Here is a 22,871-nt window from a genome sequence, read left to right as displayed (position 1 = left end):
AAGCAGTTTAGTAACGGCACAATTTACTCAGGGGGAACCATTTATGGACAGTGAATCACAAGACAACCGCATGAAGCGCCATCAATCAAAGCACCGCACACGAAACATCATTCTGGCAGTCGTTGCCGTGATTGTGCTCAGTGTGGGCGGTTACGGTTATCACGTGTTTAGTAGCGTGGAACAGTCAACAAGTAAAATGTACAGTGCATCGGGGATTAAGAAGAGCCGAAATGTGAGCCAGTTAATCAAGCAACAAAAACCGATTTCGATCTTGTTATTGGGCACGGATGTTGGCGCCCTAGGACGTGATTCAAAGGTATGGGCCGGTGGTCGTACAGACTCAATGATGTTGGTGACCATTAATCCCAAGATGCAAACGACAACCATGATGAGCATTCCACGTGATTCCCTGGCGGTTATTAGCGGTCATGAGGATCAATTTCCAACGAAAATCAACGCTGCGTACTATTTTGGTCAAACGAAAAGTACGATTGCGACTGTCCAAAATATGTTTAATATCCCAGTTGACTATTACGGCTTGTTGAATATGGGTGGCATGGAAAAACTGGTCAACGAGGTTGGCGGGGTCGACATTGTGCCACCGCTGACATTCACGTATGAAAAGCAACATTTTACCAAGGGCAAACAAATTCACGTGAACGGCTCACAGGCCTTGAAGTTTACGCGGATGCGTTACCAAGATCCCGAAAGTGACTATGGCCGGACGTTGCGACAACGGATTGTCATTCAAGCACTGTTGAAAAAGGGGAGTAAGTTAAATAATCTATTGAATGACCAATTTATTGATTCCTTGGCCAGTCAATCACGGACAGATTTATCCCTGAGTGACTTAATGGAATTAGCTAAATCGTACAGAACTGCCACCAAACACGTTGTCTCAGATCACGTTCAGGGTGTGAGTGATGACATCGCGGGACAAAGTTTTGAAATCTTGCCTCAAACGGAAAAGCAGCGTGTCACAAACAAGTTACGTAAAGGACTTGAAATGAGCGCCGCTATAACGGGTCCGCGTTTTGGTGAAGAAGTACCTGCTGGCATGGAAGCTTATGTGCCTGCCGCAGATTTTGGTGAAACAGCAGATACAAAATCGACCTGGGGTCACGATACGAATACCTCAAGTCAGTATAATAAAGCCTATGATCGTGATAATACAGGCGACTTAAATCCAAATTATGATGCTAACAACTAATTACTAGATACGCTTTTATTTGTGTTTGACATGAGATTACGAACGTTCATAAACCTTGCTATCATGGGAATGCAACCATCAGTTGCCAGCTATGCTCAGAGGTATATCGTGCATCTTTTTCGTTAACCATTCACAATATAGTTAATGAAAGGGGAGCGATTATTATGATGCTGGGGCAACGAATTAAAGAGGAACGGGAACGGCGTGATTGGACCCAAACGCAGTTGGCGGATACATTGCATGTTAGTCGGCAAGCCATCTCTAAATGGGAGTTAGGAACCGCGTATCCGGATATCCAACGGTTAATTCAGATTAGTGATTTGTTTAGTGTCAGCTTGGACAGCTTAATTAAAGGGGATACGATCTTTCAAGAAAAAATCGTTGTAACGGATCATCATCGTGGTCTGAGCTTTTGGGATTTTGCCGCTCGGTACTGGTGGATGGTCTTTGCAATTGGTGGCTTTCTCTACTGGTTTATTCCGGCTATTATCAGCGGTATTGTCGAGGCACTACATTAGGATCATACGCAAAAAAACACCCGATGCCTTGCTGGTATCGGGTGTTTTTTTGCTTGATTGTTAAAGTGACTATTACTATTAAGGAATTGATACAGCACTGCGAAATATAATTGTGGATTCTTATTGGGTTTGTTCATGAAGTGAAATATACTGGGTTTGTACATAAAAATGCGAAGGGCGATGAGTGTGATGGCAGAAGAACGAACATTGATCCTAGTTAAACCAGATGGTGTAGCAAACGGACATATCGGGGATGTTATCGACCGGTTGGAGCGTAAACAATATCAGATTAGCACATTAAAAGTGGTCCAGAAGGCAACTGATGCGCAATTGCGGGCGCATTATTCAGACAAGGTCGACAAACCTTACTTTTCTGAGATTACTGATTATATGCAGTCTGGTCCAATTGTCGCAATCGTAGCGACTGGCACGCATATTGTTGATGCATTTCATCAAATGGCTGGTAAGACGAATCCTGATGAGGCGGAACTAGGAACCATTCGTGGTGACTATGGTCGTGCTTGGGAAGACGGTGCTATTCGTAATGTCGTTCACAGCTCTGACAGTCCTGCGGCAGCTGAACGTGAAATCAAAATTTGGTTTCCAGAACTGTAGTTGTCGGTGTACAGAAGTTGTTTAACTTGAATTCTGATTAATAAAGAGAGACAAATGATTCAAATGCATGGCGAATCATTTGTCTTTTTTACTGTGAAAAAAACTGCTGCCGGTCTTGTTAGCTGGTGTATTCAAAGTGGTACTGGATGCCGCTTGCGGTTGTCAACATTGATACGCTCGCCGTGGGACCGGTTCAAGCTTCCTGAAAACCGGAATCTCTCACCTCGCCGTCAAGCCTCGTGTAGCCCGCGAGTCTAGACGACCGTCCGTAACCTAAATTCGGAAAACCACCGAATTAACGTTACCTTCACGGTTCGGTATCAATGTTGACGCCCTTCAGCTGACCTGCCAGTAGTTGGCACAATATCATGGTCTGAAATATCAATGATTTAGGTCACAGCGAGACTATTAATTTCAACATAAAGCAGACAATTTATTTGTTATTCACGATAGCAAGTTTACATCGTAATTCCTTGTCCCCCAAGGTGTCTATGATACTTAGCTTGCTAAAAATCTATATTCGACTGATACTTTGAGCGAGGTGATGAGGGGATGCAAATTGGAATCAAGTTGAAGCAATTGCGACAACATCAACAACTGACCCAAGCCGATGTGGCTGATCAATTGAAGCTGTCACGCAAAACCATTTCTAGTTGGGAAAATGATCGAAGTTATCCCGATGTTGCGAGCCTGATTACCTTAAGCAACATCTACCACGTAACGGTAGATGAATTACTCAAGGGGGATCAGAATATGATTAATCATTTGACAGATATTGATCGCCAGTCAAAGCGGACGAAGAGGGTGCAGGGTTATTACTATTGGTTGAACATACTCTTCTTAATAGCTAACATTCCATCTCTTTTTCTCATAAAATCCTTGCAAATGTCAGAAGCGATTGCAGGGATACTGGCTATAGGTTGGGTTGTCTTAATTATTACAATGCTGGTAAGTTTATTAGGAAATACTGAAAGCATTAAAACAAAAACAGTAATTGATTCTGTTATTATTTTTGTACTTATGGTATTTTTTGTGGATCCATTTTTCTTTAAGAGTAGTGTACTGCTGCATACAAGCGATCTTAATAGTGAAGCTTTTCAGCTAGGTAGAATGGCAAGGGCGTTTGTTCCCAATTTAAGTGTCATCCTAGCAATTCTAGCCCGACCATCCTACCTGCGCTTTGGTCGTCACAACTAATTGAATAACACGTTGACCAAGCAAACGCGATGACTGATTTTCATGTTCAGTTATCACGTTTTTTATTTTGTTCTTGCACGATGCGATTAAAGTATGTAAACTCTAAACAGTAATCGTTACTATTTACATATTTTTAGAAAGAGGGATTTCGATGAAGTATTTTCGGCAGGTTTCATTAAGTTTGGTTGCGTTGTTGGCGACGGTAGTGACGTTGGCCTGGTTGGCTCCACGACCGACGCAGGCCAGCAGCAATAAGAAGCCGATTCACGTTGTTGCAAGTGTGGATTTCTACGGGGATGTGGCTAAAGCAGTGCTGGGCGATCATGGCACGGTAACCTCGATTATCAACAGTCCTAGCGTTGATCCGCATGATTTTGAACCAACGACTAAGGATGGGATTACAGTCTCCAAGGCCAATTTTGTTTTGTACAACGGTATCGGCTATGACACTTGGATGCACAAACTGAATAAAAGTAGCGGTGCTCACAAACAGACGGTGGTCCGTGTTGGTGAAGATGTGCTTCAGAAGAAGACTGGTGACAACGAGCACGTTTGGTATCAACCAGAGACGATGCTGAAATTAGCGAATTACCTGGCTAAAAAGTTCGGTAAGCAAGCGCCGCAATATAAGCATCAGTATCAAGCAAACGCTAAACGGTACATTGCCAGCTTGAAACCATTACAGCATCAAGTGACTAAATTGAAAGCTAACAGCAAGGGGCAACACGTGGATGTGAGTGAGCCAGTATTCGATTACACGTTAGATGCCTTGGGATACAAACGAAACAACTCCAAGTTTGAATTGGCCGTTGAAAATGGCACAGACCCATCACCGAAATCAATTAAACAAATGCAGACGGATATTACGCATCATCGCATTGCGTTCTTCGTTAACAACAGTCAAGCTAGCGACAAAACCGTTAGTGCAATGGTTAGCCTAGCCAAAAAGCATCATGTACCAGTTTTGAATGTCACTGAGACGTTGCCGAAAGGACAAACGTATCAGAGTTGGATGATGAAGCAATACCGGGCGCTTGCTAAGATTCAGAATCAAGAAAAGTAATGTTTGAGGAGGATTTTTTGAAAGTGTGCTCAGGTTCCAGTAAGCTTAATTTGATAGGTTTGACGCTTAGCAAGTGACTTAAGCTGATTGGAGGCAACACAGAATGAAAGTTGTTGTTATTGGTGCAGTGGCGGGCGGTCCTTCGTTTGCGACGCGGTTGCGGCGAATTAATGAACAGGCTGAAATCGTTATGCTCGAACGTGGCCCAGAAATTTCGTACGCTGGTTGCGCTTTACCGTATTATTTGGGAGGCGTGATCAACGATCGTGATGCGCTGATTGAACGGACGCCAGAAGCTTTGAGAATTAAGAATAATATTGACGTTCGTGTGCAGAGCGAAGTTACGGCAATTGATCCGGATGCTCAACTGGTTACGGTGCAAACGGATACAGAAACGTATCAAGAAAGTTATGATGAGTTGGTCATTGCTACTGGGGCCCGGCCAACACTACCCGCTATTCCAGGATTAGCCGAAGCTGACGATTGTTTTACACTGCGGACTGTAACTGATGCGGACAAAATTAAGGCGTATATGGATCAGAAACATTCCCAGCGTGTGGCCATTATTGGTGCGGGTGTCGCTGGACTAGAGCTCGCTGACAACCTCACGTTGCGTGGCATGAAGGTGACGCTCATTGAACAGTCCGCTCACGTGGCGTTTCCGTATGATCCCGAAATTGCGACGGTGATTGAGAAAGAATTGACTGATCATCATGTTGCGCTACGTTTGAACAAAACTGTAACGGACGTGCGTAACCATGGTCATCAACTGATTATGAGTGATGGCACACAATTAACAACGGACATGCTACTGGTGACGACAGGTGTGACGCCAAATAATGAAGTGGCCGCTGCTGCTGGAATCAAACTAGCGACGGATGGTCACATCATCGTGAACAATCGATTGGCGACTAACCTGCCACATGTTTATGCGATTGGTGACGTCATTGAAACGACGAGCTTAATTACAGGTTTGCCAACGCCAAGTATGTTGTCGACGGCGGCTAATCGACAAGGTCATATTTTAGCGGACATTATCAATGGTGAGCCGCTCACTTATGCCGGTTTTGTTGGCACGAGTGTGGCTAAAGTATTTGATTTAACCGTGAGTTCTGTCGGATTTACGGCCAATACGCTCAAACATTTGGGAATAGACAGTTACGACAGTGCTTTTATCACACCGTATGATATTGCCTACTTCTTCCCAAACGCTTCACGGATTAATTTTAAATTAATTTATGCACCCAACACAGGCCGCATTCTTGGTGGCCAAGCAGTGGGTCAACATGGTGTGGACAAACGGATCGGGCAATTATCTGCGGCTATCACTGGTGGCTTAACGGTTGCGGACCTGCCAGACATCGAGGTGCCATATTCGCCGCCGTTTTCTTCAACACGTGATGTCATTAACATTGCTGGCTATGTTGCTCTGAACCAGATGCAACAGGTTGGTCAAACAATCAAGCTGGATCAATTGACGGATGAGATGAAAGAAAAGGGCGTTTTTCTAGACGTTCGTGAACCAGGTCGTCCGGCAACTGGATCGGTTTCTGCAACATTGACCATCCCACTCAGTCAGCTTCGAGATCGCATTCATGAAATACCGGTTGGCAAACCAGTTTTTCTCACCTATCGTCCTGGGTTGAGCAACTACACGGCCGCCAGGATTTTAGCTGGTAATGACATTGAAGCCAAGATAATTGAAGAAATTGATTAAACCTGAGGTCGGCTGACTACCTGTTTTGTGGAGAGAAACATCGTGTTGTGGGGGTCAATGACTCACATTCCAGTGAACATTTCATGACATTAAAACGGCCGAACTCACATCGTTAGTCATTATCGTAGTTGCGCGCTGTTTGCAAAGTGCGCTATACTTTGGAAAGTTAAATATTGATGAGTAGACTGTGACGAGATGAGTAACTTTGAATTAATGCTAAGAGAGTCGTGTTTGGTGTAAACGATGATTGTTCAAAGCAAAGATGGTCTTGAAGAAGTCAAACTGGTGACATTTGAAACCAGTTTCGGTGCACACCGTTAACGTGATGAAGAAGCCTGGATAACTATTTGTTGGTTAGCCGGCTTAAAGTTGGGTGGCACCACGCGACAGCGTCCTTACATTGATATGTAGGAACGCTGTTTTTTTCATAACTATTTTCATTCATTGCTATTTATTTTTAAGCGGGCAATCATTAAATTTGCAATTATTGCGCACACTGGGTGATTACGTATGGCATACGTAAAGGGGAAAGGGAGCTGTTTTATGAATAATAAGAATCAGTCGTCAAATTCAATTCGAACTGTCGTTGCTACTGGGATTGGTGCAGCGGTCATCTTTGTATTAATGAAGTTTGTTGCCATTCCAACAGGAATTCCCAACACTCAGTTTAATGTTGCTGAAGGTTTTCTAGCCTTATTGGCTGCTTTATACGGACCGGTTGCAGGTGGTCTTGCCGTATTTATTGGTCACAGTTTGAACGATTTTGTTACCTACGGCTCACCGTGGTGGACCTGGGTAATTACAGATGGTCTAGTCGGCGTTGCCCTTGGCCTGATCAAAAACCGACTGAACGTTACTGGTGGGACGGTTAAAACGATGAAATTAGTCTGGTTTAACCTGTACCAAATTGTGGTTAATTTTGTCGCATGGGTGTTGATTGCGCCAACTGGCGACGTATTGGTTTATCATGAACCAGCGGCAAAAGTATATCTTCAAGGGGTTACTTCATGGATTGTTAACAGTGTGTCTGTTGCCATCATCGGAACCATCTTGATTGTGTTGTACTCACGGACTCGTGCCCAGCATGGCAGTTTGAAAAAGGAAAAGTAATTCATGGTTGAACCAATCATTTCGTTTAAAGATTTTGGCTTTCAGTACGACAGTCAATCGGAACCAACATTGAAGCATATTAATTTAGACATTTTTCCAGGTGAGAAGGTGTTACTAGCTGGTCCATCCGGATCAGGAAAGTCGACGTTAGGCCGTTGCATTAACGGCTTGATTCCGCAATCATATCCTGGTGAAATAACCGGTTCGGCTACAGTGGCCGGTCACGATATTAAGGACAGCTCAATTTTTGAACTGTCCTTTAGTGTGGGCACGGTGTTACAGGACCCGGACAGTCAGTTTGTCGGTTTGTCGGTGAAGGAGGATATCGCTTTTTCCCTCGAAAATGACGAACGGAGTCAAACGGAAATGAGGGCTGCCACGAAGAAGTGGGCCGAACGACTGGATCTTAAACCACTATTAGATCATTCTCCGCAAGGGATTTCTGGCGGTCAAAAACAGCGGGTGGCGATGGCCGGCGTGTTGATTGATGAAAGCAACATCCTGTTGTTTGATGAACCACTGGCCAGCCTGGACCCAGCGTCTGGAAAGGCTTCAATTGAGCTAATTGATCATTTAGCACGGCAGCAGAATTTGACTGTCGTGATTATTGAGCACCGGCTGGAAGACGTGCTCCAACGGCCAATTGACCAGCTAGTTGTCCTTAAAGATGGCGAAATTGTCGGAAATGACAAACCATCTGCCATCCTAAAAGATTCGTTGATGCAACAGTTAGGCTTACGTGAACCGCTTTATTTGAGTGCACTCCAACTTGCAGGTGTTAAACTAGCCGACTGTGACAACATTGATTCTGTTAAAACCGTTGCCGGGGACAATATCGAATCAGCTCTTCAGAGATGGACTGCAGGGGTTTCGTTGCAAGAACCTCCTTTGCCGACAGAGCCATTACTAACATTGAAGAATCTGAACTTTAGTTACAATCGCAATCAGCCAATTATCCATGGTCTGAACTTAACCATTAATCGTGGTGATATGTTGAGCCTAGTCGGCCGTAACGGCACGGGTAAATCAACGTTGAGTAACCTCATTACTGGTTTTCTTAAGTTAGATGATGGTGAAATGAAACTTAAGGGTCAGGATTTAACGCAACTGTCTGTCAAGGAACGTGCGGATCATATCGGTTATATCCTGCAGGATCCAAACCAGATGATTTCCAAAGCGATGATTTTTGATGAAGTTGCTGCGGGCTTGCGTTTGCGTGGCTTGACTGACGAGGAGGTTGAGCGTCGGGTCAGCGATACGCTCAAAGTTTGTGGTTTATACGAATTTCGTCACTGGCCAATATCAGCGCTCAGCTTTGGTCAGAAGAAACGAGTGACCATTGCCGCCATTCTGGTATTGAATCCGGAGATGATTATTCTTGATGAACCAACGGCTGGTCAGGATTTGCGGCATTATACCGAGATGATGAATTTCCTCGAGACACTGAACCGTGAGCATCAAGTGACGATTATGTTAATTACGCATGACATGCACCTGATGTTGGAATATACGCAACGCGCAGTTGTGTTAGCTGATGGCGGTGTGTTGATGGATGCACGACCAGCCGATGTGTTGACAAATGAGGCAGTAATTGAAAAGGCCGCGTTAGCTAAAACAAGTTTGTTTACGTTGGCCGAACGATACCACTTACCGTCAGCACTAGATTTTGTCGCTAAGTTTGTTCAAACGGAACGGGAGGCACGCAGCCATGAATAGTCAGCTGTTAATTGGGTACACGGCCCGCGATACGTTTCTGAACCGGTTGAGTGGCAGTACAAAATTGATTGGTTTCGTTGCCTTGTCGATTATCGGTATGGTGACATACGATACGCGGTTTCTACTTGGCGTTTTGTTAATATCATTAATTCTGTTTCATTTTTCTAAGATTAAGTACCATGAAGTCGCCTTTGTTTTGCAGGTGATCGTTGCGTTTGCCATTTTGAATCTGGTTATGGTCTATGTTTTTGCGCCAAGTTATGGAATTACCATTTATGGTACGCATCATATGATATTAGGTAGCCCAGATCATTACTTCAATTTGTCTTGGGAACAACTTTTTTATGAATTTAATTTGTTATTGAAATACATTTTTGCCGTGCCGCTGGCGTTGATTTTTCTGATGACGACGAATCCGAGTGAATTTGCGGCCAGTTTGAATAAAATTGGTGTTTCCTACCGGATCAGTTATTCAGTAGCCATTGCGCTGCGATACATTCCGGACGTTCAAAATGATTACCGAACCATCAGCCTGGCTCAACAAGCTCGTGGTTATGAAATTTCACGAAAGGCCAAGCTCATGACACGGGCTAAGGGGGCGATCCAGATTATTATGCCGTTGATTCTTTCCAGCTTAGACCGGATCGAAATCATCAGTCAGGCCATGGAACTGCGTCGGTTTGGGCATAATAAAAAACGAACGTGGTACATGGCACAACCTTTCAAACGAAACGACTACTTGGCTTTGATTATAATCGTGTTGATTGTGCTCGTCGGCATTGCGCTATTTAAAGTCAATGGTGGCCGATTCTGGAATCCATTTGAATAAGTTTTGAAAAAAACGCAATTTTGGTCTGAAACCGAAATTGCGTATTTTTTTGCATTTTCTGCTTGACCTAAAACCCGTTTCAGAGAATACACTGCGTTTGTAAATGAAATCTAATCAATAAACGTAGTGGAGGGCGACAATGATGAAATTATTCCAAGAAAATGTTTATACTGACGTTGAATTAGCAGATAACAATGAAATTGTAGCGTTGAAGCTGATTGCACAGACAGCCGCAGATAAATTAGGGGTAGATGAGCAGGAGCTGAAGAGCGGTTTGATCGTTCGCGAGGCCATGTCCACTAGTGCCATGGGGGATATCGCAATGCCACACGCGAATGCTTCGGGTATCGAGAACCCCACAGTGCTGGCGTTTACGTTCGCAGAACCAATCATTTGGGGCGAAGCGCCGGCCCATTCAGTTGATACAGTGATTGCTCTGATTATGCCACGCAATGAACACCAAGAGGATTACCACGATGTACTGGATAGTTTCGCCAAACATATGACGCAGCCAGCCGATGTTGCGGCAATAACGGCAAGCAAACAGGATGCGAACGGGCTTGTAAATATTGTCAACAATTGGTTGCCGGTAACGGTTTTTGCTTAATCATAAATGATCAAGGAGTGGGCATGAATGGGACACATTAAACACATTTTTTCCGATATGGACGGTACGTTGTTGGATCGTGATGGCAATATGAGTCCGGCCAATAAAATGGCCATCGAACATAGTCATATTCCATTCACATTAGTCTCTGCGCGAGCACCGATGGAAATGATGACGGTTATTAACGCATTGAAATTGACGGCACCACAAATTGCGTTTAACGGTGGTCTGATTTTCAAAATGCAGGGGCATCGTTTGATACCAATTCAGGCCAGTAGCATTCCCGCAATGGATGCCCAACAGATTTTACACCAAGTCACACGCCGATTTCCAAACGTCAGTGTCAGTTGCTATAGCATGAACGCTTGGTATGCAGAACGAATTGACGCTGGTATTGAATTGGAACGCCACATTAAGCACCAAACGCCAACGCTGGTGCCGTTTAGCAAACTGATTGAACAGCCTGATCTTCGTTTATTTAAAATTATGATGATTACCCGTGATCCCAACGAATTAACCCGTTTACAAGCGTATCTGCGTGCCATGCAGTTACCGACTGTAGCGATTCAGCAATCTGGCCGAACGTTTGTCGAAGTGACGAGCAGACGGGCACGTAAATCTACAGGCATTGCGTTTATCCGTCAACAGGAGCGTTTGCAGGCCAACGAACTGGTTGCTTTCGGCGACGGTCATAATGATCTACCCATGTTTGAAAGTGTCGGTCATGCAATCGTGATGGGCAATGCGTTACCGGAAATCAAAGCTGTTGGTGAGCGGGTGACGCTAAGCAATAACGAAAATGGCGTTGCGTACGGCATTCGTCAACTGTTGGTTGAATCGTGATCTAATTGCTGCTAACATGCTGGCCGAAAGTTTGCTATGCTAAAGCCATTAATAAGCGGGAGGTGACAGACGGTGGCGAATATTCATGATATTGCTAAGGCAAGTGGTTACTCAGTATCAACAGTGTCGCGGGTAATCAACCATCGTAAATATGTCACGGACGAGGTTCGGCAACGCGTTGAACAGGTGATGCGGGATTTAGATTACGTTCCTAATGCTGTCGCCCGCGATTTGAGTACTGGCAAGACTCATAATATTGGCGTTGTACTGCCACACAGTCAGCATCCATACTTTACTCAAATTACGAATGGTGTGATGGAGGCGGCATTTGCAGCGGGGTATCGTGTGGTGCTGTTGCCTTCAAAATATGATGAGCGGGTGGAACGCCACTATCTGGAACAGTTGCGACAACGTGCTTTTGATGCGGTCATTTTTACCTCTCGAGGTGTTCCGTTAAGTGAACTTGCACGTGATGATGCGCATACAAAAATGGGGCGCATCGTTTGTTGCGAGGATCCGGGCGACTTGCCGCTATCAGCTGCCTTTACCGAACGCAATTCTACTTATGAGACAGCGTTTGAATGGATTAAGGCGCACGGGTACAAAAAAGTTGGGATGTTGCTCAGCCGCGAATATGCGTTGAGTGCGACTAGTCAGGCGATGATCGAAGCCTACAAGGATGTCTTTCATGAGTTGCCACGTCCTGAATTAGTGCGGACAAGTGTAGTTAATAATCAGGACGGTTATGATTCGGCTCAATATTACATTGATCATGATTTACGGCCAGATTTTATTTTTGGCAATGGTGACGATATCGTGGCTAATGCGCGGCAATGCTATTTGGATCGTGGACTTGCTGTCCCAGGCTTGATGGGGCAGGAACATCAGTTATCTAGCACTTTGCTCCACATTCCGACGATTGACCATCACTTTAACGAAGTTGGTCGCAGGGCCTTTGAACTAGCTGTCAGTGACCACGTTGCTCAACGACCAGTTGCTTCTACGTTCATCGATATTGATGAATAATCGTGCAGTTGTATGTGAGTACTGTCGCTTACGGTTGTCAACATAGGAACGCCGCCGTGGGACCGGTTCAAGCCGGAAGCCCATCGTCTTTCACCTCGCCGCCAAGCCGCGTGAAGCCCCCGCGTCTTTGCGACCGTCCGTACTGTAAATTCGAAAACCACGAATTAACAGTACCTTCACGGCTTGGTTCCTATGTTGACGCCCTTCAGATATCCACACTCGTATCTGGTGCAATTGCAACGTTTGATTGTCGAGACTTTTGAAAAATACGTTGCTACTGACACACACGTGTATCAGAAAATTGAATGGTCAATCAGGTTGATTCGATGGCTGTGATGTGTTGAGCAATCACCGATTATGAACTTTCTTCCCGATGACTGTGGACGACCATGGGACGTTCCTATACGCAAATGCAGTATTCAAAAAGACGACGGCGTGCTGAATGAAAAACAAGTTTTGGCCTTGGCGGATTAAATTTAAATTGGCTATGAATTTTCTATATTCTGTCTTTCACTTTTGTTTTGTCTAAAAAAGCTTAAAAATTTCAGATGTATGATAGTTATTTGTTGATGCACAGTACTGGTTTAAACCATTTATAGATCACATTTCACAAAGACAAGAGCGCTAAACTGCAGGTTAGCAGTTTAGCGCTCTTCTTTTGTATTCTGCGCACTTGATGATCTGGCAGAACAAATCTGCTTTATAACAATTATAGTTTCAGGATACTAATGTATCTATGGCGGAGTTCAACAACTAGTATGCAATCACGTAAAGATCTTCATTGACATCCTTAGATTTCCGTTGCAAATATGCATATTTTAAACGCAAAACAAAATTGCCATAATAGGAACATATGGAAGACCAGTTTTTGATTTGCCAGGAAGGGGTAAAGGCATGCAAAAATCGAAGATTGAAGGACAGAACTTCAAAGAACACTATCGGATGTATAAAGCGGGTAAAGTATGGTTATTTTCGGGGATTATCACGTTCGGTGTGAGCGTAGGCTTATTTAATGGTGAAGTGGTACGTGCTGATACACTGCCGAGCACGACTGTACAAAAGTCTGACGTTGGTTCCACCAACACAACCCAAAATAGTGCTGACAGAGTCGTTCTTGGAACCTCTAATAGTTCAACGGGAACCGTTCAATCAGTAACAGCCAGTTCAAATACTACACAGCAGGCATCAACAGCTAACTCGAGTAATACGCCTTCTAAGAATGCAGATATTTCTGAATCGATTGGAAAGCTAGGTAATGGTAGCTTTGGCAGTGGTGTTGGAACCACTAGTGCTTCGACAGAGTCGGTTCAATCAGCAATGGCCACTTCAAGTGAGGCAATTCAATCAGTGGCCTCAAGTTCAGATGTAAGCTCTATTAAGGACACGAACACTAATAAAACAAGCAGCACACAAAATTTTATCGACACAAATGAACCACAACCTGCTAATGCCAATGTTAATTCTGATGAACGTGATGCAAATGTGGCTGACTCGGTCGTGAGCTCCCAAGTGGCGATATCAAATGCAAAATCACAAGCGTCACCTATTAAAATTGATAGTCAGGCAAGTATCGAATCTGCGGCGCAACTGGCAAGCAGTATAGTCATGGCTGATAAGGCACCTACAAAAGAAAACACAGACGTGAGTTCCAATGCTGTTCAAACAATTGATCAGCAGAAAAATGTGCCCAACGTTGAACGATTAAAAATGCAGCTACCCGACAATAGTTTGATTACCTATGACGGGCTAAATAGTTTAAACGTAACGTTGCCGAATGGTGTTATTCAAGGTCAAATCAATGCAGCTAAACAAGTGCTGGAAAATAGCGGTATAAGTAACCTTCAATTGTCAGTCAAAGATGGTATTTTAGATTATCCAGACAATGAAACAATCAAGGTGATTTTAGGCAATGCATCGAAAAAATACGATAACAACTCAGGCACCGATGACCTAGTGAAAGTCTCAGTAACACCGACTGAATTGATGTACATGCCTGATTTAACTGAGGACGATTTTACTGGTGTGACAAGTCAGGATGTCGGCACATATCCCATCAGGTTGAGCGAACAAGGGCTCCAAAAATTGCAATCCGCTAATCCAAGTCAAACGATTACGGCAAACAATATAAAAGCCGGTACATTTACCATCACCCCGCTTAATATAACGGTAACGGTTAGTAACACGATGTTGAAAGTTTATGACGGAACGACTAAGATCACACTTGACAATTTAATAGATGCGGGGGTGGATAGTTTTACGCAACCAGCCGCTGATGCCGTGGGATCAGCGACGATTGGCTTCCCAAAAGCTGGGGAGTTTGCGAGTCTCAACGGGGCACGTGAGTGGATTTCAATCACACATGAACCTGATGTTTTAATGAACGATAGTGATATGTCATTTAAAATGCCAAATACAGACATGAGTTCTTTATTTTTTCAATTTCTAAAAGAACACCCTGATATTAATGGGGTTAGCAAGTCCGATCTTGAAAAGATGCTGGCTGATCCGGTATATGGTCCGAAAACACGTAAGCAAATTATGGATTTTTTGGCCCAATTTGACTTTTCCGGATTCACGAACCCAAATGTTGGAACCCAAAAGCCAAGTGGCTTATTGGCAGGGGTTCTTTCTAAAGACGGAACGCCCATCTTTTCTAGTGTGGGTTACGCACCAGTTAATATGACACTAGCAGCTCAAGAATCTTTTAGAAAAAGCAATCCAAATTATAACGTGACTTCTTTTAAAGCAGGCCAAATGGCCATTCTGCCTGTTCCAGTAACCATCACAGCCCCAACAGTTTCCAAGATGTATGATGGTAAGCCGTACACGGGAAAGTTTGATGCTACTGTTGATGGTAAGCCTGCTGCGGGAACGCCGCTTAATTTCACAGTTGAAGATGTTCCGACTAATGTTAACGTCGGAAAATACACGACCAATGTAACGGCAAAATCAGACGATAATTTAAACTACACAGTTACGACAAAAACTGGTTCAGTTACTATAACCCCCAATACCGAATCTAAAATTGAATTAATGTCCGCCTCAAAAGTCTACGATGGCGATTCAAAAACAGATCCGACCATATACGGCGTTAAGCTATCTGAAGGATTACTTGCACCAACATGGACTGCCAGTGACTTCGATTTATCAGGGATGACCAGCCAAAATGTCGGCCAGTATCCCGTTAAACTCAGTGCGACAGGCCTGGCCAAATTACAGGCGGTAAATCCAAATTATACAATTACTACGGCAAATTTGACGAACACAACGTTAACCATTACCAAGGCCCCGGTTACAATTAAGGCCAATGACAGTAGCAAAGTTGTTGGGCAGACTGATCCGAAATTAACTTCTTCAGTGACAGGTCAACCAGCAGCTGGTGTTCAGCTGACCTATCAAATGAGTCGAAACGCCGGTGAAGCCGTAGGAACATACCCCATTACAATTACGATGGTTACAACGGATAATGCAAACTATGATGTTACAGTAATCAGTGGCACTTTCAGCATTTCGTCAATTCCGACTAAAGAGCTTAGCGCTACCGTTGGGAAAATTGAAAAAACGTATGATGGCACTCTTAATTTCAGCGCTTTACCGACGGTTACGATCACAGATACGACCGGTGTGAAAAATTTAACCCTTGACCATAATGACTTCGATTGGACTAATGTTAAACCAGAAGTGGGCCAATACACAGTGACATTAAGTGCGAGCGGGATTGCTAAAATTTTAGCAGCCAATCCTGGTACATCACTGACCGAGGCTAATGTAACGGCCGGTACAGTACTGATCAACAAAGCTCCGGTTACGGTGACTGCTATTGATAACAACAAAGTTGCTGGTCAAACAGATCCAAAGTTGACGGTGACCGTGACAGGGCAACCGGCTACAGGCGTACAACCGACTTATCAATTAAGCCGAACGGTCGGTGAAGAGGCCGGTACTTACCCTATTACAGTGCTGGCAAACGCAACGGATAACCCGAATTACGACATTACAGTAGTCAATGGAACATTCACCATTACACCAATTCCGGGCAAGGTGCTGAGCGCTACAGTTGGGAAAATCGAAAAAACGTATGCTTGCACACCATTTGCAGACGCTGCAACGTCTAGTTCAGCGACAATTACTAAGACGCCAACCATACTTAATATCAGCAGCAAGGCTGGTAATCAAGTCGATTCTTACTCACGAAAAGGAAAAGAGGCTAACCAGAATAAACTGCCTCATACAGGTGAAAGTGGTGTTCCATTGGCCGCTTGGATGATGTTGTTAGTAGGGTGGTTGACATCAGTTGCTAGTATTACAAGCCGGTTGAAAAAGAAACGCGACAATTGACAAGTGTGAACCATAGTTTTTAGAATTGGAAAAGACTTAAGCAACATAAAATGAGCAACGTAGATAGGCGGCGACTGCTTATCTACATTGCTCATTTTATTAATGTCTTTAGACAGGATTGAGCGCGAAAACATGCGAAACATAAAACCACCTGCGCAGATGGTTGTGTGATTCAAGAGCTTTGTTTAGCTATTCGATTGTGACAGTAAACGTGCGTTGGTCGTGAACCAGCATGCGTTGCAATGTTTGTAGTAGTAATAACATCCAGCTAAACGACATGATGAAGGCAACCAACTCGTAAGCGGTGAGGGACAGGTAGCCTACTGGCTGAAAGAGAATTGTCGTCACAACTAGTAAGCCGCCAATGATGTACGATAATGTCAGAAACTCTGGTGTCACTTTGGGTAGTAAATAACGGATAGCGACGATCGTAATGATCATGAAATAGACTAGGAAACTGGCTGTTTGGTCATGAAGTTCGTGCATTAGACCACGACCGTTGTTAGCAAACGCACCGGCACCGCCCAGGCAAATAGCAGTTAACGTTAATAAGATGCGTAGTGTCAACATGCGTTTGCTGCTACCGAATTGCTTGCGCAGACTGGAAAAAATGAAATCGACCAACGCGACCGTCAGCAATGCAGAAACAATTAAGGTCAGGTTGAATTGCCAACTGTAAGCTGCTTTTTCTGTGCCCAGGAAGCTGATGTTATGCTCCCACCACCGTTTGTTACTGTTGGTGATCATTGACGACAACACACCAGCGACTATGACCGACACCAATAAGGAAAAAATCATGGTTATTGATAACGCTGAGACCGACAGGATCATCAGGTAGTTAATTAGACTGATGAATAGGAAGAACATGAACGTCGACGTAAATTGATCAAACGTCGCGCCCTTGAACAAAATGCCGGCAAACCAGAAGAAACCCAACAAACAGGTCGTTAAGATGATCATGAACGACAGCCAAATGGTCGGGAAGCTGCGCCAATAAAGTGATCCAGTCAACCATCGCTGGATGTCACGTTTTTGTTTAAAGTAGAAAAATAAGAATGATAATGAACCGCTAACAATCCCCAAGATAATAACGGCGCTCGCGATAGAATTAGTGCCGGCTAGTGCGATTTGATTGATCCCTTGGTTTGACAGATAGGCGAAGAATAAGACACTGGCTAAGATGGACGGCAACAGAAACCACCGAGTTGGCAATGTCTGATGTTCACGCGCTGGTTTGTCCGGACGAATGGTAACCTGTTCGTTGTCGTCATCCGGCAGCGTCAATTGCAGTTTGTCACCCGGTTTGACATTCAAATGTTCTGCAACTTGCGTGGGGATGGTGATGTGGTGAGTTGTTTCTGATTTCATAAAACTTCCCTCTAGAAAGATAATTCGTGATGGTTATGTAGGTATTGCCGACGTAAAATAATTGTGACTATGTCCCATTTTACAGAACTTTAGCAAAAATCACAGGCTATAAATAGTTTTGGAAAGGAATGTTTGTATGAAAACGACGGATACGGTTGATGAATGGTGGGACCAGTATGACGAGCGTGGAAATATCGTTGGCAAACAGCAACGTCGTGACCGCGTGCCTGCTGGACGTTACCACCTTGTCGTTAATGCGTTTATCTTTGACCAAGATGGGGCGGTATTGCTGCAACAACGAAGTTTGAGCAAACTGAATCATCCCGGAGCGTGGGATTGTTCTGCTGGCGGTTCTGCTTTGCGTGGAGAATCAGCATTAACAGCAATTAAGCGAGAAATAGATGAAGAATTGGGACTGACATCGTTGGTCGATTTAAACTGGCACGATAGTTTTCGAGGATCGGATTGGGTGGAGGACTGGTTTGCCTTTCGCGGAGCGTTCAAATTGTCAGCTGTGAAACCACAGATCGCCGAAGTTGCTCAGATCGCTTTGTTTTCTCCAGAACGGGCGGTGGACAAGTTACAGCAACAAGGTATTGCGAATACAAACAAGCAGTTACAAAAAGCGCTTAATTGGTTAGCACTTCAGAAACGACGGTAATTACCCCAGCGGGCATGTTACCGTCGTTTTTAGGCAATTAAACCATGTTATCAATGATGTTAAAACAACTTTTACGGAAGATAAGCGTTGTAGTTGACGTAAAATACATATGGGGGTATATTAATAACCGTTCTTATTTAAAGTAAGCAAACGGAGGCCGCTTAACATGGTGACAGAAATTAGTGATCAAACATTTAATCAGGAAACAGACAAGGGACTTGTTATTACAGATTTTTCAGCAACGTGGTGCCCACCGTGTCAGATGCTGAAGCCAGTAATCAATAATCTGGCGGAACAATATGACGGCAAAGTGAAATTTACATCGATGGATGTTGACGAAAATCAGCAGGTTCAAGCAGCGTTTGGGATTCAAGGAATTCCGACGCTAGTTGTTAAGAAGGATGGCAAAGTTATCGATCAGTTGGTCGGTTTCCGGCCAGAGCCACTGTTGAAAGCGCAGTTAGAAAAGTATTTGACAGAATAATAACGAATGATGTAATTCGTTAATTTAAAGGTGACAAAGGAGCTTTAAAAATGGAAACACGTTCAGCAATCTATGGTCGTCATTCAGTTCGAGATTTTAGTGATCGGCCCATTGATTTAGACACCATTAAGGCAATTATTGAGGATGCCAGTCAGGCGCCTTCGTGGGCTAACTCTCAGCCGTGGTCAGTTTACGTTGCTACTGGCGATACACTGGCCCAAATTCGTGCGGTTAATCAACAACGCGTACTGGCCGGTCAGAATGGCACGCCTGACTTGGCAATTGCTCACCGTGGGCAATGGTCCTCACGTAGCCAGCAAGCAATGGCCGATTGGAACGAAAAAATGGCGGAAACAATTGCTGACACGCCAACGGATGTTGAAGAACAGACAACACAAGCAGCCGCCAACTTGTTCAATGCGCCCGTAGTTATGTATTTTACCGTTCCGAACAACGCCACGGGGTATTCATTGTTTGACACGGGGTCGTTTGCGCAAACGTTGATGCTCAGTGCCACGGATCGTGGTGTGGACAGTATGCCAGCGTATGCGTTGATCGCATATCCCGATGTGTTACGGTCAGCATTAAATATTCCAAGTGATCAAGAAATCGTCATGGGCGTGGCTTTAGGACACGCCAAAGTAGATGATAAAATCAATAAGGTTGCGCCAGGACGGTTAGCATTGGCTGATTTTGTTCACATTGCAAAGTAGCCGGTTTCAATGAACGGGAACCTTTTGATTAGCAAACATTATCCCTAGTGGGGTATAATGGATGAAATTAATTTGGAGGTTTTTGCTCATGATGAATGTGCCAAACGCAGCCCAAAAGACGGTGGCCAGCAAGCAAATTACCAATCGTTTAAAGCGTTCGCGTGGTCAAATGGACGGCGTGTTGCGCATGATGGATGAAGGCCGTGAATGTCAGGATATTTTGGTTCAGCTGGCTGCCGTTCGTTCCAGTGTGGATAAGGCGATGAAATTAGTGGTCGCTGAAAACATCCGCCAAACAGTTGAAAAAATGGGCGTTGCTGCTGATAGTGAGGAAGCTGCTTCACTGCAGAAGTCATTGGATCTGATGATGAAGACGCGTTAAAGCAGAGTTGAATATATTGTGTCTTAAGAGGTTATGACATAAGTTTATTTTGGGGACGAATAATACGAGCAATATCGCGCTCCAAAGTCCTGAGAATTCCGCTTAACCCAAAATTGACCTATTCCCAAAGTTCGGGAACAGGTCAATCTTACGTTAATGCTCGTTCTCAAATCGGACTTGTGTCACAGCTTCTTTTTTACTGTTTTTAGAAAAGTAAAAAACAACTTGCTTAGAAACTAATGAGAATGCTAAACTGTTTATAATTTAAGAGTGATGCCGAAGCTCGGTAAGGTTCGAGCAATAACGTAAAGGTGGCAGCGTGCAAGCGCACTTTGCTTGTAGGATGACAGCTTTGGGTTATGCACAGGGCCTTGAGCGACAGGTGCACGTTTTAGAAGAGTGATGCCTTACTTCGGGTTGAATCCGAGCAATAAGAAACAAGGCGAATGATTCGGTGGTTTTCCGAACGCTTTGACTTGTGGCTTATGCACAGGATTCAGAAGTAAGGTGCACGTTTAGAAGAGTGATGCCGAAGCTCGGTAAGGTTCAAGCAATTTTCGGTAAATTATGTGAGGGAGGACATTGCAATGTCTGCATTAACGTTTGCTAACTGGTTTGCAAATGCATTTACAATTTCGTATGTATCTGCGTTTAAGGGGACCAGTGTGCACTTTTTTAAACGTTAACGTAGGACTGAATGTCGTCATGGTGGTTATGCACTCGGCAAGCAGCCGGGTGCTTTTTTTATAGAGTGATGCCGAAGCCCTAGGAGAAGTTGAGCAAGGACTGCGGATTTTCTAAAAGCATTCACCATATCGACATTCCAACAATGGAGGACTTACTCATGAAGCAAACTAATACGGCAGTGAAAAGATTCTGGCAAGCATACTGTCAGTCAATTGGTCGGCAACTACCACAACCGGAAGCATGGTCGTTTGGGATGACAACATCAATGGCAAACGAATTAGCCGACTTAGTGGTTAAAGGTAAAAAGACGGCGACGACATCCGCTTTTATTGAGGGTGAAGCGGTCACGCAAGTTGGTGACTATGACATAATTTTAAACGGTGACAATCAGCCAGTCGCGATTATTCAGAATGTCGTTTCGGAGATAATGCCTTATCAGCAGGTATCCGCGGAACATGCCTATCATGAAGGTGAGGGTGATCGTACGTTAGCATATTGGCGCCGGGTTCACGAGGCGTTCTTTCGTGAAGAAGGTGCCCAGGACCACTATCAGTTTAGTAATCGGTTATTAATGAGCTGTGAAGTGTTTGAACTAAGGGCAACGCAGGCAAGCTTGGCAGACAATCTGGAGGCAAACGAATGATGAGTAATTTTATGAGTGGAAAGTTGGTTCATTTAACCGAATTGCGCCAGGGCGATACAGAATTATTTGCGCAAGAACAGTGGACTGATGGCTGGTTCAGACAACTGAGCATGGACATGTCACGAGTATGGCTGCCAGAGGACTATAAAGAAGATCTTAAGGGTGAACACTGGGGCACCGATGAGTTCGTGTATGTGGTGCGGGCCAACGATACGGAAGCGACGGTTGGCTGGATCTCACTTGGGGATGTTCAACTGAAGAATCGTGGTGCAGAAGTGGGCATCGCCATCGTGGAAAGCCAGCAGGGTCACGGTTATGGCACGGATGCGTTGCAGATTATTTTGAAGTTTGCGTTTGACGAGTTGAACATGCACCGGGTTCATTTAGAAGTCAATGGCAATAACGCCGGGGCCATCCACATTTATGAACGGGTTGGCTTTAAACGTGAGGGGGTCAATGTTGGCGCATTATATCAAGATGGCCAACGAATTGACCGGTACAGTTACGGAATTTTGCAAACGGAATGGCGTGCGCTAACGGAGGCAACAAAATGAAAGATGTATTAAGAGGCAGGCTGGTCAGACTCGCTGAGGCGCAGGAGGGTGATGCAGATTACTTTCAGCAACATCAGTGGGCTGGTGCATTTGCACGGAGCAGTGAGTGGGATTTAGCAAAAGTTCGATCTCACGATTTTTTCGTTAAAATGATGGCTAATAATGAACCAGATCGCATGATGCTGTTTGTTCGTAAACTTTCTGATGACAGCCCAGTTGGTTGGGTTGAGTTAGACGAGATTCAGTTGAAAAACCAGGTGGGTGAATTGGGAATTGGCATCGTTGATCCGGCTGAACGTGGTCATGGATACGGTACTGACGCAATTAATTGTATGTTAGCCTATGCCTTCTTTGAAATGGGATTGTACAAAGTTCGTTTGGGTGTGAACAGCAATAACGCGGCGGCCGTGCACACCTATGAACGTGTTGGATTCAAACGTGAAGTTGTGAACCGCGAGGGCCTTTATCAAGATGGCAAGTGGTTTGACCAATATGAATACGGCATTATGGGGTCAGCATGGATGGCTGATCACCAAGACTGGCCAGAATTCTAAGCTTATAAATGAACGTAAAGGAATGTGATTAGCTTC

21 protein-coding genes are annotated in these 22,871 nt (G+C 44.3%); 20 read left to right on the top strand and 1 reads right to left on the bottom strand.

Annotated features, from left to right (window positions below; all coding sequences use genetic code 11):
• Positions 1–43: 43 nt before the first annotated feature.
• The 13 genes from LDK34_RS11170 (at position 44) to LDK34_RS11110 (ending at position 16,789) form a co-directional block, all read left to right on the top strand.
• Positions 44–1,210 carry an LCP family glycopolymer transferase gene (locus tag LDK34_RS11170; RefSeq protein ID WP_178942028.1) on the top strand — a complete coding sequence of 389 codons (1,167 nt, stop codon included), beginning with the start codon at positions 44–46 and terminating at the stop codon, positions 1,208–1,210.
• A gap of 164 nt (positions 1,211–1,374) precedes the next feature.
• Positions 1,375–1,728, top strand: a complete 354-nt coding sequence (locus LDK34_RS11165) for a helix-turn-helix domain-containing protein (RefSeq protein WP_178942029.1) — start codon at positions 1,375–1,377, stop codon at positions 1,726–1,728.
• A gap of 189 nt (positions 1,729–1,917) precedes the next feature.
• Entirely contained in the window at positions 1,918–2,343 is a 426-nt protein-coding gene (locus tag LDK34_RS11160) for a nucleoside-diphosphate kinase (protein WP_236941845.1), read from the top strand.
• Positions 2,344–2,895: 552 nt separating this feature from the next.
• Positions 2,896–3,540 (top strand): helix-turn-helix domain-containing protein, encoded by a 645-nt coding sequence (locus LDK34_RS11155; RefSeq protein ID WP_178942030.1) that lies wholly within the window; start codon positions 2,896–2,898, stop codon positions 3,538–3,540.
• A gap of 151 nt (positions 3,541–3,691) precedes the next feature.
• Positions 3,692–4,603, top strand: a complete 912-nt coding sequence (locus LDK34_RS11150) for a metal ABC transporter solute-binding protein (protein WP_178942031.1) — start codon at positions 3,692–3,694, stop codon at positions 4,601–4,603.
• A 103-nt stretch (positions 4,604–4,706) separates the two neighbouring features.
• Complete coding sequence (locus LDK34_RS11145; RefSeq protein WP_236941844.1) at positions 4,707–6,320, top strand: FAD-dependent oxidoreductase; 1,614 nt, start codon at positions 4,707–4,709, stop codon at positions 6,318–6,320.
• A gap of 543 nt (positions 6,321–6,863) precedes the next feature.
• Positions 6,864–7,430: an ECF-type riboflavin transporter substrate-binding protein gene (locus tag LDK34_RS11140; protein ID WP_161003777.1), complete on the top strand. Its 567-nt coding sequence runs from the start codon at positions 6,864–6,866 to the stop codon at positions 7,428–7,430.
• Positions 7,431–7,433: 3 nt separating this feature from the next.
• On the top strand, positions 7,434–9,146 hold the full coding sequence (locus LDK34_RS11135; RefSeq protein WP_236941843.1) for an ABC transporter ATP-binding protein: 1,713 nt from the start codon (positions 7,434–7,436) through the stop codon (positions 9,144–9,146).
• On the top strand, positions 9,139–9,975 hold the full coding sequence (locus tag LDK34_RS11130; protein WP_178942034.1) for an energy-coupling factor transporter transmembrane component T family protein: 837 nt from the start codon (positions 9,139–9,141) through the stop codon (positions 9,973–9,975). Before LDK34_RS11135 ends, LDK34_RS11130 begins: the two co-directional genes overlap by 8 nt.
• Before the next feature lie 139 nt (positions 9,976–10,114).
• On the top strand, positions 10,115–10,582 hold the full coding sequence (locus LDK34_RS11125) for a PTS sugar transporter subunit IIA (protein ID WP_178942035.1): 468 nt from the start codon (positions 10,115–10,117) through the stop codon (positions 10,580–10,582).
• A 27-nt stretch (positions 10,583–10,609) separates the two neighbouring features.
• Positions 10,610–11,425, top strand: coding sequence for a Cof-type HAD-IIB family hydrolase (locus tag LDK34_RS11120; protein ID WP_178942036.1), 816 nt, complete (start codon positions 10,610–10,612; stop codon positions 11,423–11,425).
• Positions 11,426–11,497: 72 nt separating this feature from the next.
• Positions 11,498–12,451: a LacI family DNA-binding transcriptional regulator gene (locus LDK34_RS11115; protein ID WP_178942037.1), complete on the top strand. Its 954-nt coding sequence runs from the start codon at positions 11,498–11,500 to the stop codon at positions 12,449–12,451.
• 894 nt (positions 12,452–13,345) lie between these two features.
• Positions 13,346–16,789: an MBG domain-containing protein gene (locus LDK34_RS11110; protein WP_236941842.1), complete on the top strand. Its 3,444-nt coding sequence runs from the start codon at positions 13,346–13,348 to the stop codon at positions 16,787–16,789.
• Between the two features lie 189 nt (positions 16,790–16,978).
• Here the strand turns inward: LDK34_RS11110 and LDK34_RS11105 are convergent, their stop codons facing one another.
• Positions 16,979–18,157 (bottom strand): AbrB/MazE/SpoVT family DNA-binding domain-containing protein, encoded by a 1,179-nt coding sequence (locus LDK34_RS11105; RefSeq protein WP_236941841.1) that lies wholly within the window; start codon positions 18,155–18,157, stop codon positions 16,979–16,981.
• Between the two features lie 136 nt (positions 18,158–18,293).
• Here LDK34_RS11105 and LDK34_RS11100 point away from each other — a divergent pair, with 136 nt between their 5' ends.
• The 7 genes from LDK34_RS11100 to LDK34_RS11070 all read left to right on the top strand — a co-directional run bounded on the left by LDK34_RS11100 (position 18,294) and on the right by LDK34_RS11070 (position 22,835).
• The gene (locus LDK34_RS11100) at positions 18,294–18,818 is read left to right on the top strand and encodes an NUDIX hydrolase (RefSeq protein ID WP_236941840.1); all 525 of its coding nucleotides are present in this window, start codon (positions 18,294–18,296) and stop codon (positions 18,816–18,818) included.
• A 166-nt stretch (positions 18,819–18,984) separates the two neighbouring features.
• The gene (trxA, locus tag LDK34_RS11095; RefSeq protein ID WP_178942041.1) at positions 18,985–19,302 is read left to right on the top strand and encodes a thioredoxin; all 318 of its coding nucleotides are present in this window, start codon (positions 18,985–18,987) and stop codon (positions 19,300–19,302) included.
• A gap of 50 nt (positions 19,303–19,352) precedes the next feature.
• Positions 19,353–20,015 (top strand): nitroreductase, encoded by a 663-nt coding sequence (locus LDK34_RS11090; protein WP_178942042.1) that lies wholly within the window; start codon positions 19,353–19,355, stop codon positions 20,013–20,015.
• A gap of 88 nt (positions 20,016–20,103) precedes the next feature.
• Positions 20,104–20,397, top strand: coding sequence for a metal-sensing transcriptional repressor (locus tag LDK34_RS11085; protein WP_178942043.1), 294 nt, complete (start codon positions 20,104–20,106; stop codon positions 20,395–20,397).
• An 844-nt stretch (positions 20,398–21,241) separates the two neighbouring features.
• Positions 21,242–21,727 carry an ASCH domain-containing protein gene (locus LDK34_RS11080; RefSeq protein ID WP_178942044.1) on the top strand — a complete coding sequence of 162 codons (486 nt, stop codon included), beginning with the start codon at positions 21,242–21,244 and terminating at the stop codon, positions 21,725–21,727.
• Complete coding sequence (locus LDK34_RS11075; protein WP_178942045.1) at positions 21,724–22,281, top strand: GNAT family N-acetyltransferase; 558 nt, start codon at positions 21,724–21,726, stop codon at positions 22,279–22,281. Before LDK34_RS11080 ends, LDK34_RS11075 begins: the two co-directional genes overlap by 4 nt.
• A complete protein-coding gene (locus LDK34_RS11070) occupies positions 22,278–22,835 on the top strand; it encodes a GNAT family N-acetyltransferase (RefSeq protein WP_178942046.1) in 558 nt (185 codons plus the stop codon). The genes LDK34_RS11075 and LDK34_RS11070 overlap by 4 nt, the downstream gene beginning before the upstream one ends.
• Positions 22,836–22,871 lie beyond the last annotated feature (36 nt).

The organism is Furfurilactobacillus milii (assembly GCF_021654115.1).
GTDB lineage: Bacteria > Bacillota > Bacilli > Lactobacillales > Lactobacillaceae > Furfurilactobacillus > Furfurilactobacillus milii.
Note: the sequence above shows the minus strand (reverse complement) of the source record. Positions and strands in the feature narration are given on the sequence as shown.

Coding starts and splice junctions, on each gene's coding strand:
- LDK34_RS11170 (WP_178942028.1), top strand. CDS start 44: ATGGACAGTGAATCACAAGACAACCGCATGAAGCGCCATCAATCAAAG.
- LDK34_RS11165 (WP_178942029.1), top strand. CDS start 1,375: ATGATGCTGGGGCAACGAATTAAAGAGGAACGGGAACGGCGTGATTGG.
- LDK34_RS11160 (WP_236941845.1), top strand. CDS start 1,918: ATGGCAGAAGAACGAACATTGATCCTAGTTAAACCAGATGGTGTAGCA.
- LDK34_RS11155 (WP_178942030.1), top strand. CDS start 2,896: ATGCAAATTGGAATCAAGTTGAAGCAATTGCGACAACATCAACAACTG.
- LDK34_RS11150 (WP_178942031.1), top strand. CDS start 3,692: ATGAAGTATTTTCGGCAGGTTTCATTAAGTTTGGTTGCGTTGTTGGCG.
- LDK34_RS11145 (WP_236941844.1), top strand. CDS start 4,707: ATGAAAGTTGTTGTTATTGGTGCAGTGGCGGGCGGTCCTTCGTTTGCG.
- LDK34_RS11140 (WP_161003777.1), top strand. CDS start 6,864: ATGAATAATAAGAATCAGTCGTCAAATTCAATTCGAACTGTCGTTGCT.
- LDK34_RS11135 (WP_236941843.1), top strand. CDS start 7,434: ATGGTTGAACCAATCATTTCGTTTAAAGATTTTGGCTTTCAGTACGAC.
- LDK34_RS11130 (WP_178942034.1), top strand. CDS start 9,139: ATGAATAGTCAGCTGTTAATTGGGTACACGGCCCGCGATACGTTTCTG.
- LDK34_RS11125 (WP_178942035.1), top strand. CDS start 10,115: ATGATGAAATTATTCCAAGAAAATGTTTATACTGACGTTGAATTAGCA.
- LDK34_RS11120 (WP_178942036.1), top strand. CDS start 10,610: ATGGGACACATTAAACACATTTTTTCCGATATGGACGGTACGTTGTTG.
- LDK34_RS11110 (WP_236941842.1), top strand. CDS start 13,346: ATGCAAAAATCGAAGATTGAAGGACAGAACTTCAAAGAACACTATCGG.
- LDK34_RS11105 (WP_236941841.1), bottom strand. CDS start 18,157: ATGAAATCAGAAACAACTCACCACATCACCATCCCCACGCAAGTTGCA.
- LDK34_RS11100 (WP_236941840.1), top strand. CDS start 18,294: ATGAAAACGACGGATACGGTTGATGAATGGTGGGACCAGTATGACGAG.
- trxA (WP_178942041.1), top strand. CDS start 18,985: ATGGTGACAGAAATTAGTGATCAAACATTTAATCAGGAAACAGACAAG.
- LDK34_RS11090 (WP_178942042.1), top strand. CDS start 19,353: ATGGAAACACGTTCAGCAATCTATGGTCGTCATTCAGTTCGAGATTTT.
- LDK34_RS11085 (WP_178942043.1), top strand. CDS start 20,104: ATGATGAATGTGCCAAACGCAGCCCAAAAGACGGTGGCCAGCAAGCAA.
- LDK34_RS11080 (WP_178942044.1), top strand. CDS start 21,242: ATGAAGCAAACTAATACGGCAGTGAAAAGATTCTGGCAAGCATACTGT.
- LDK34_RS11075 (WP_178942045.1), top strand. CDS start 21,724: ATGATGAGTAATTTTATGAGTGGAAAGTTGGTTCATTTAACCGAATTG.
- LDK34_RS11070 (WP_178942046.1), top strand. CDS start 22,278: ATGAAAGATGTATTAAGAGGCAGGCTGGTCAGACTCGCTGAGGCGCAG.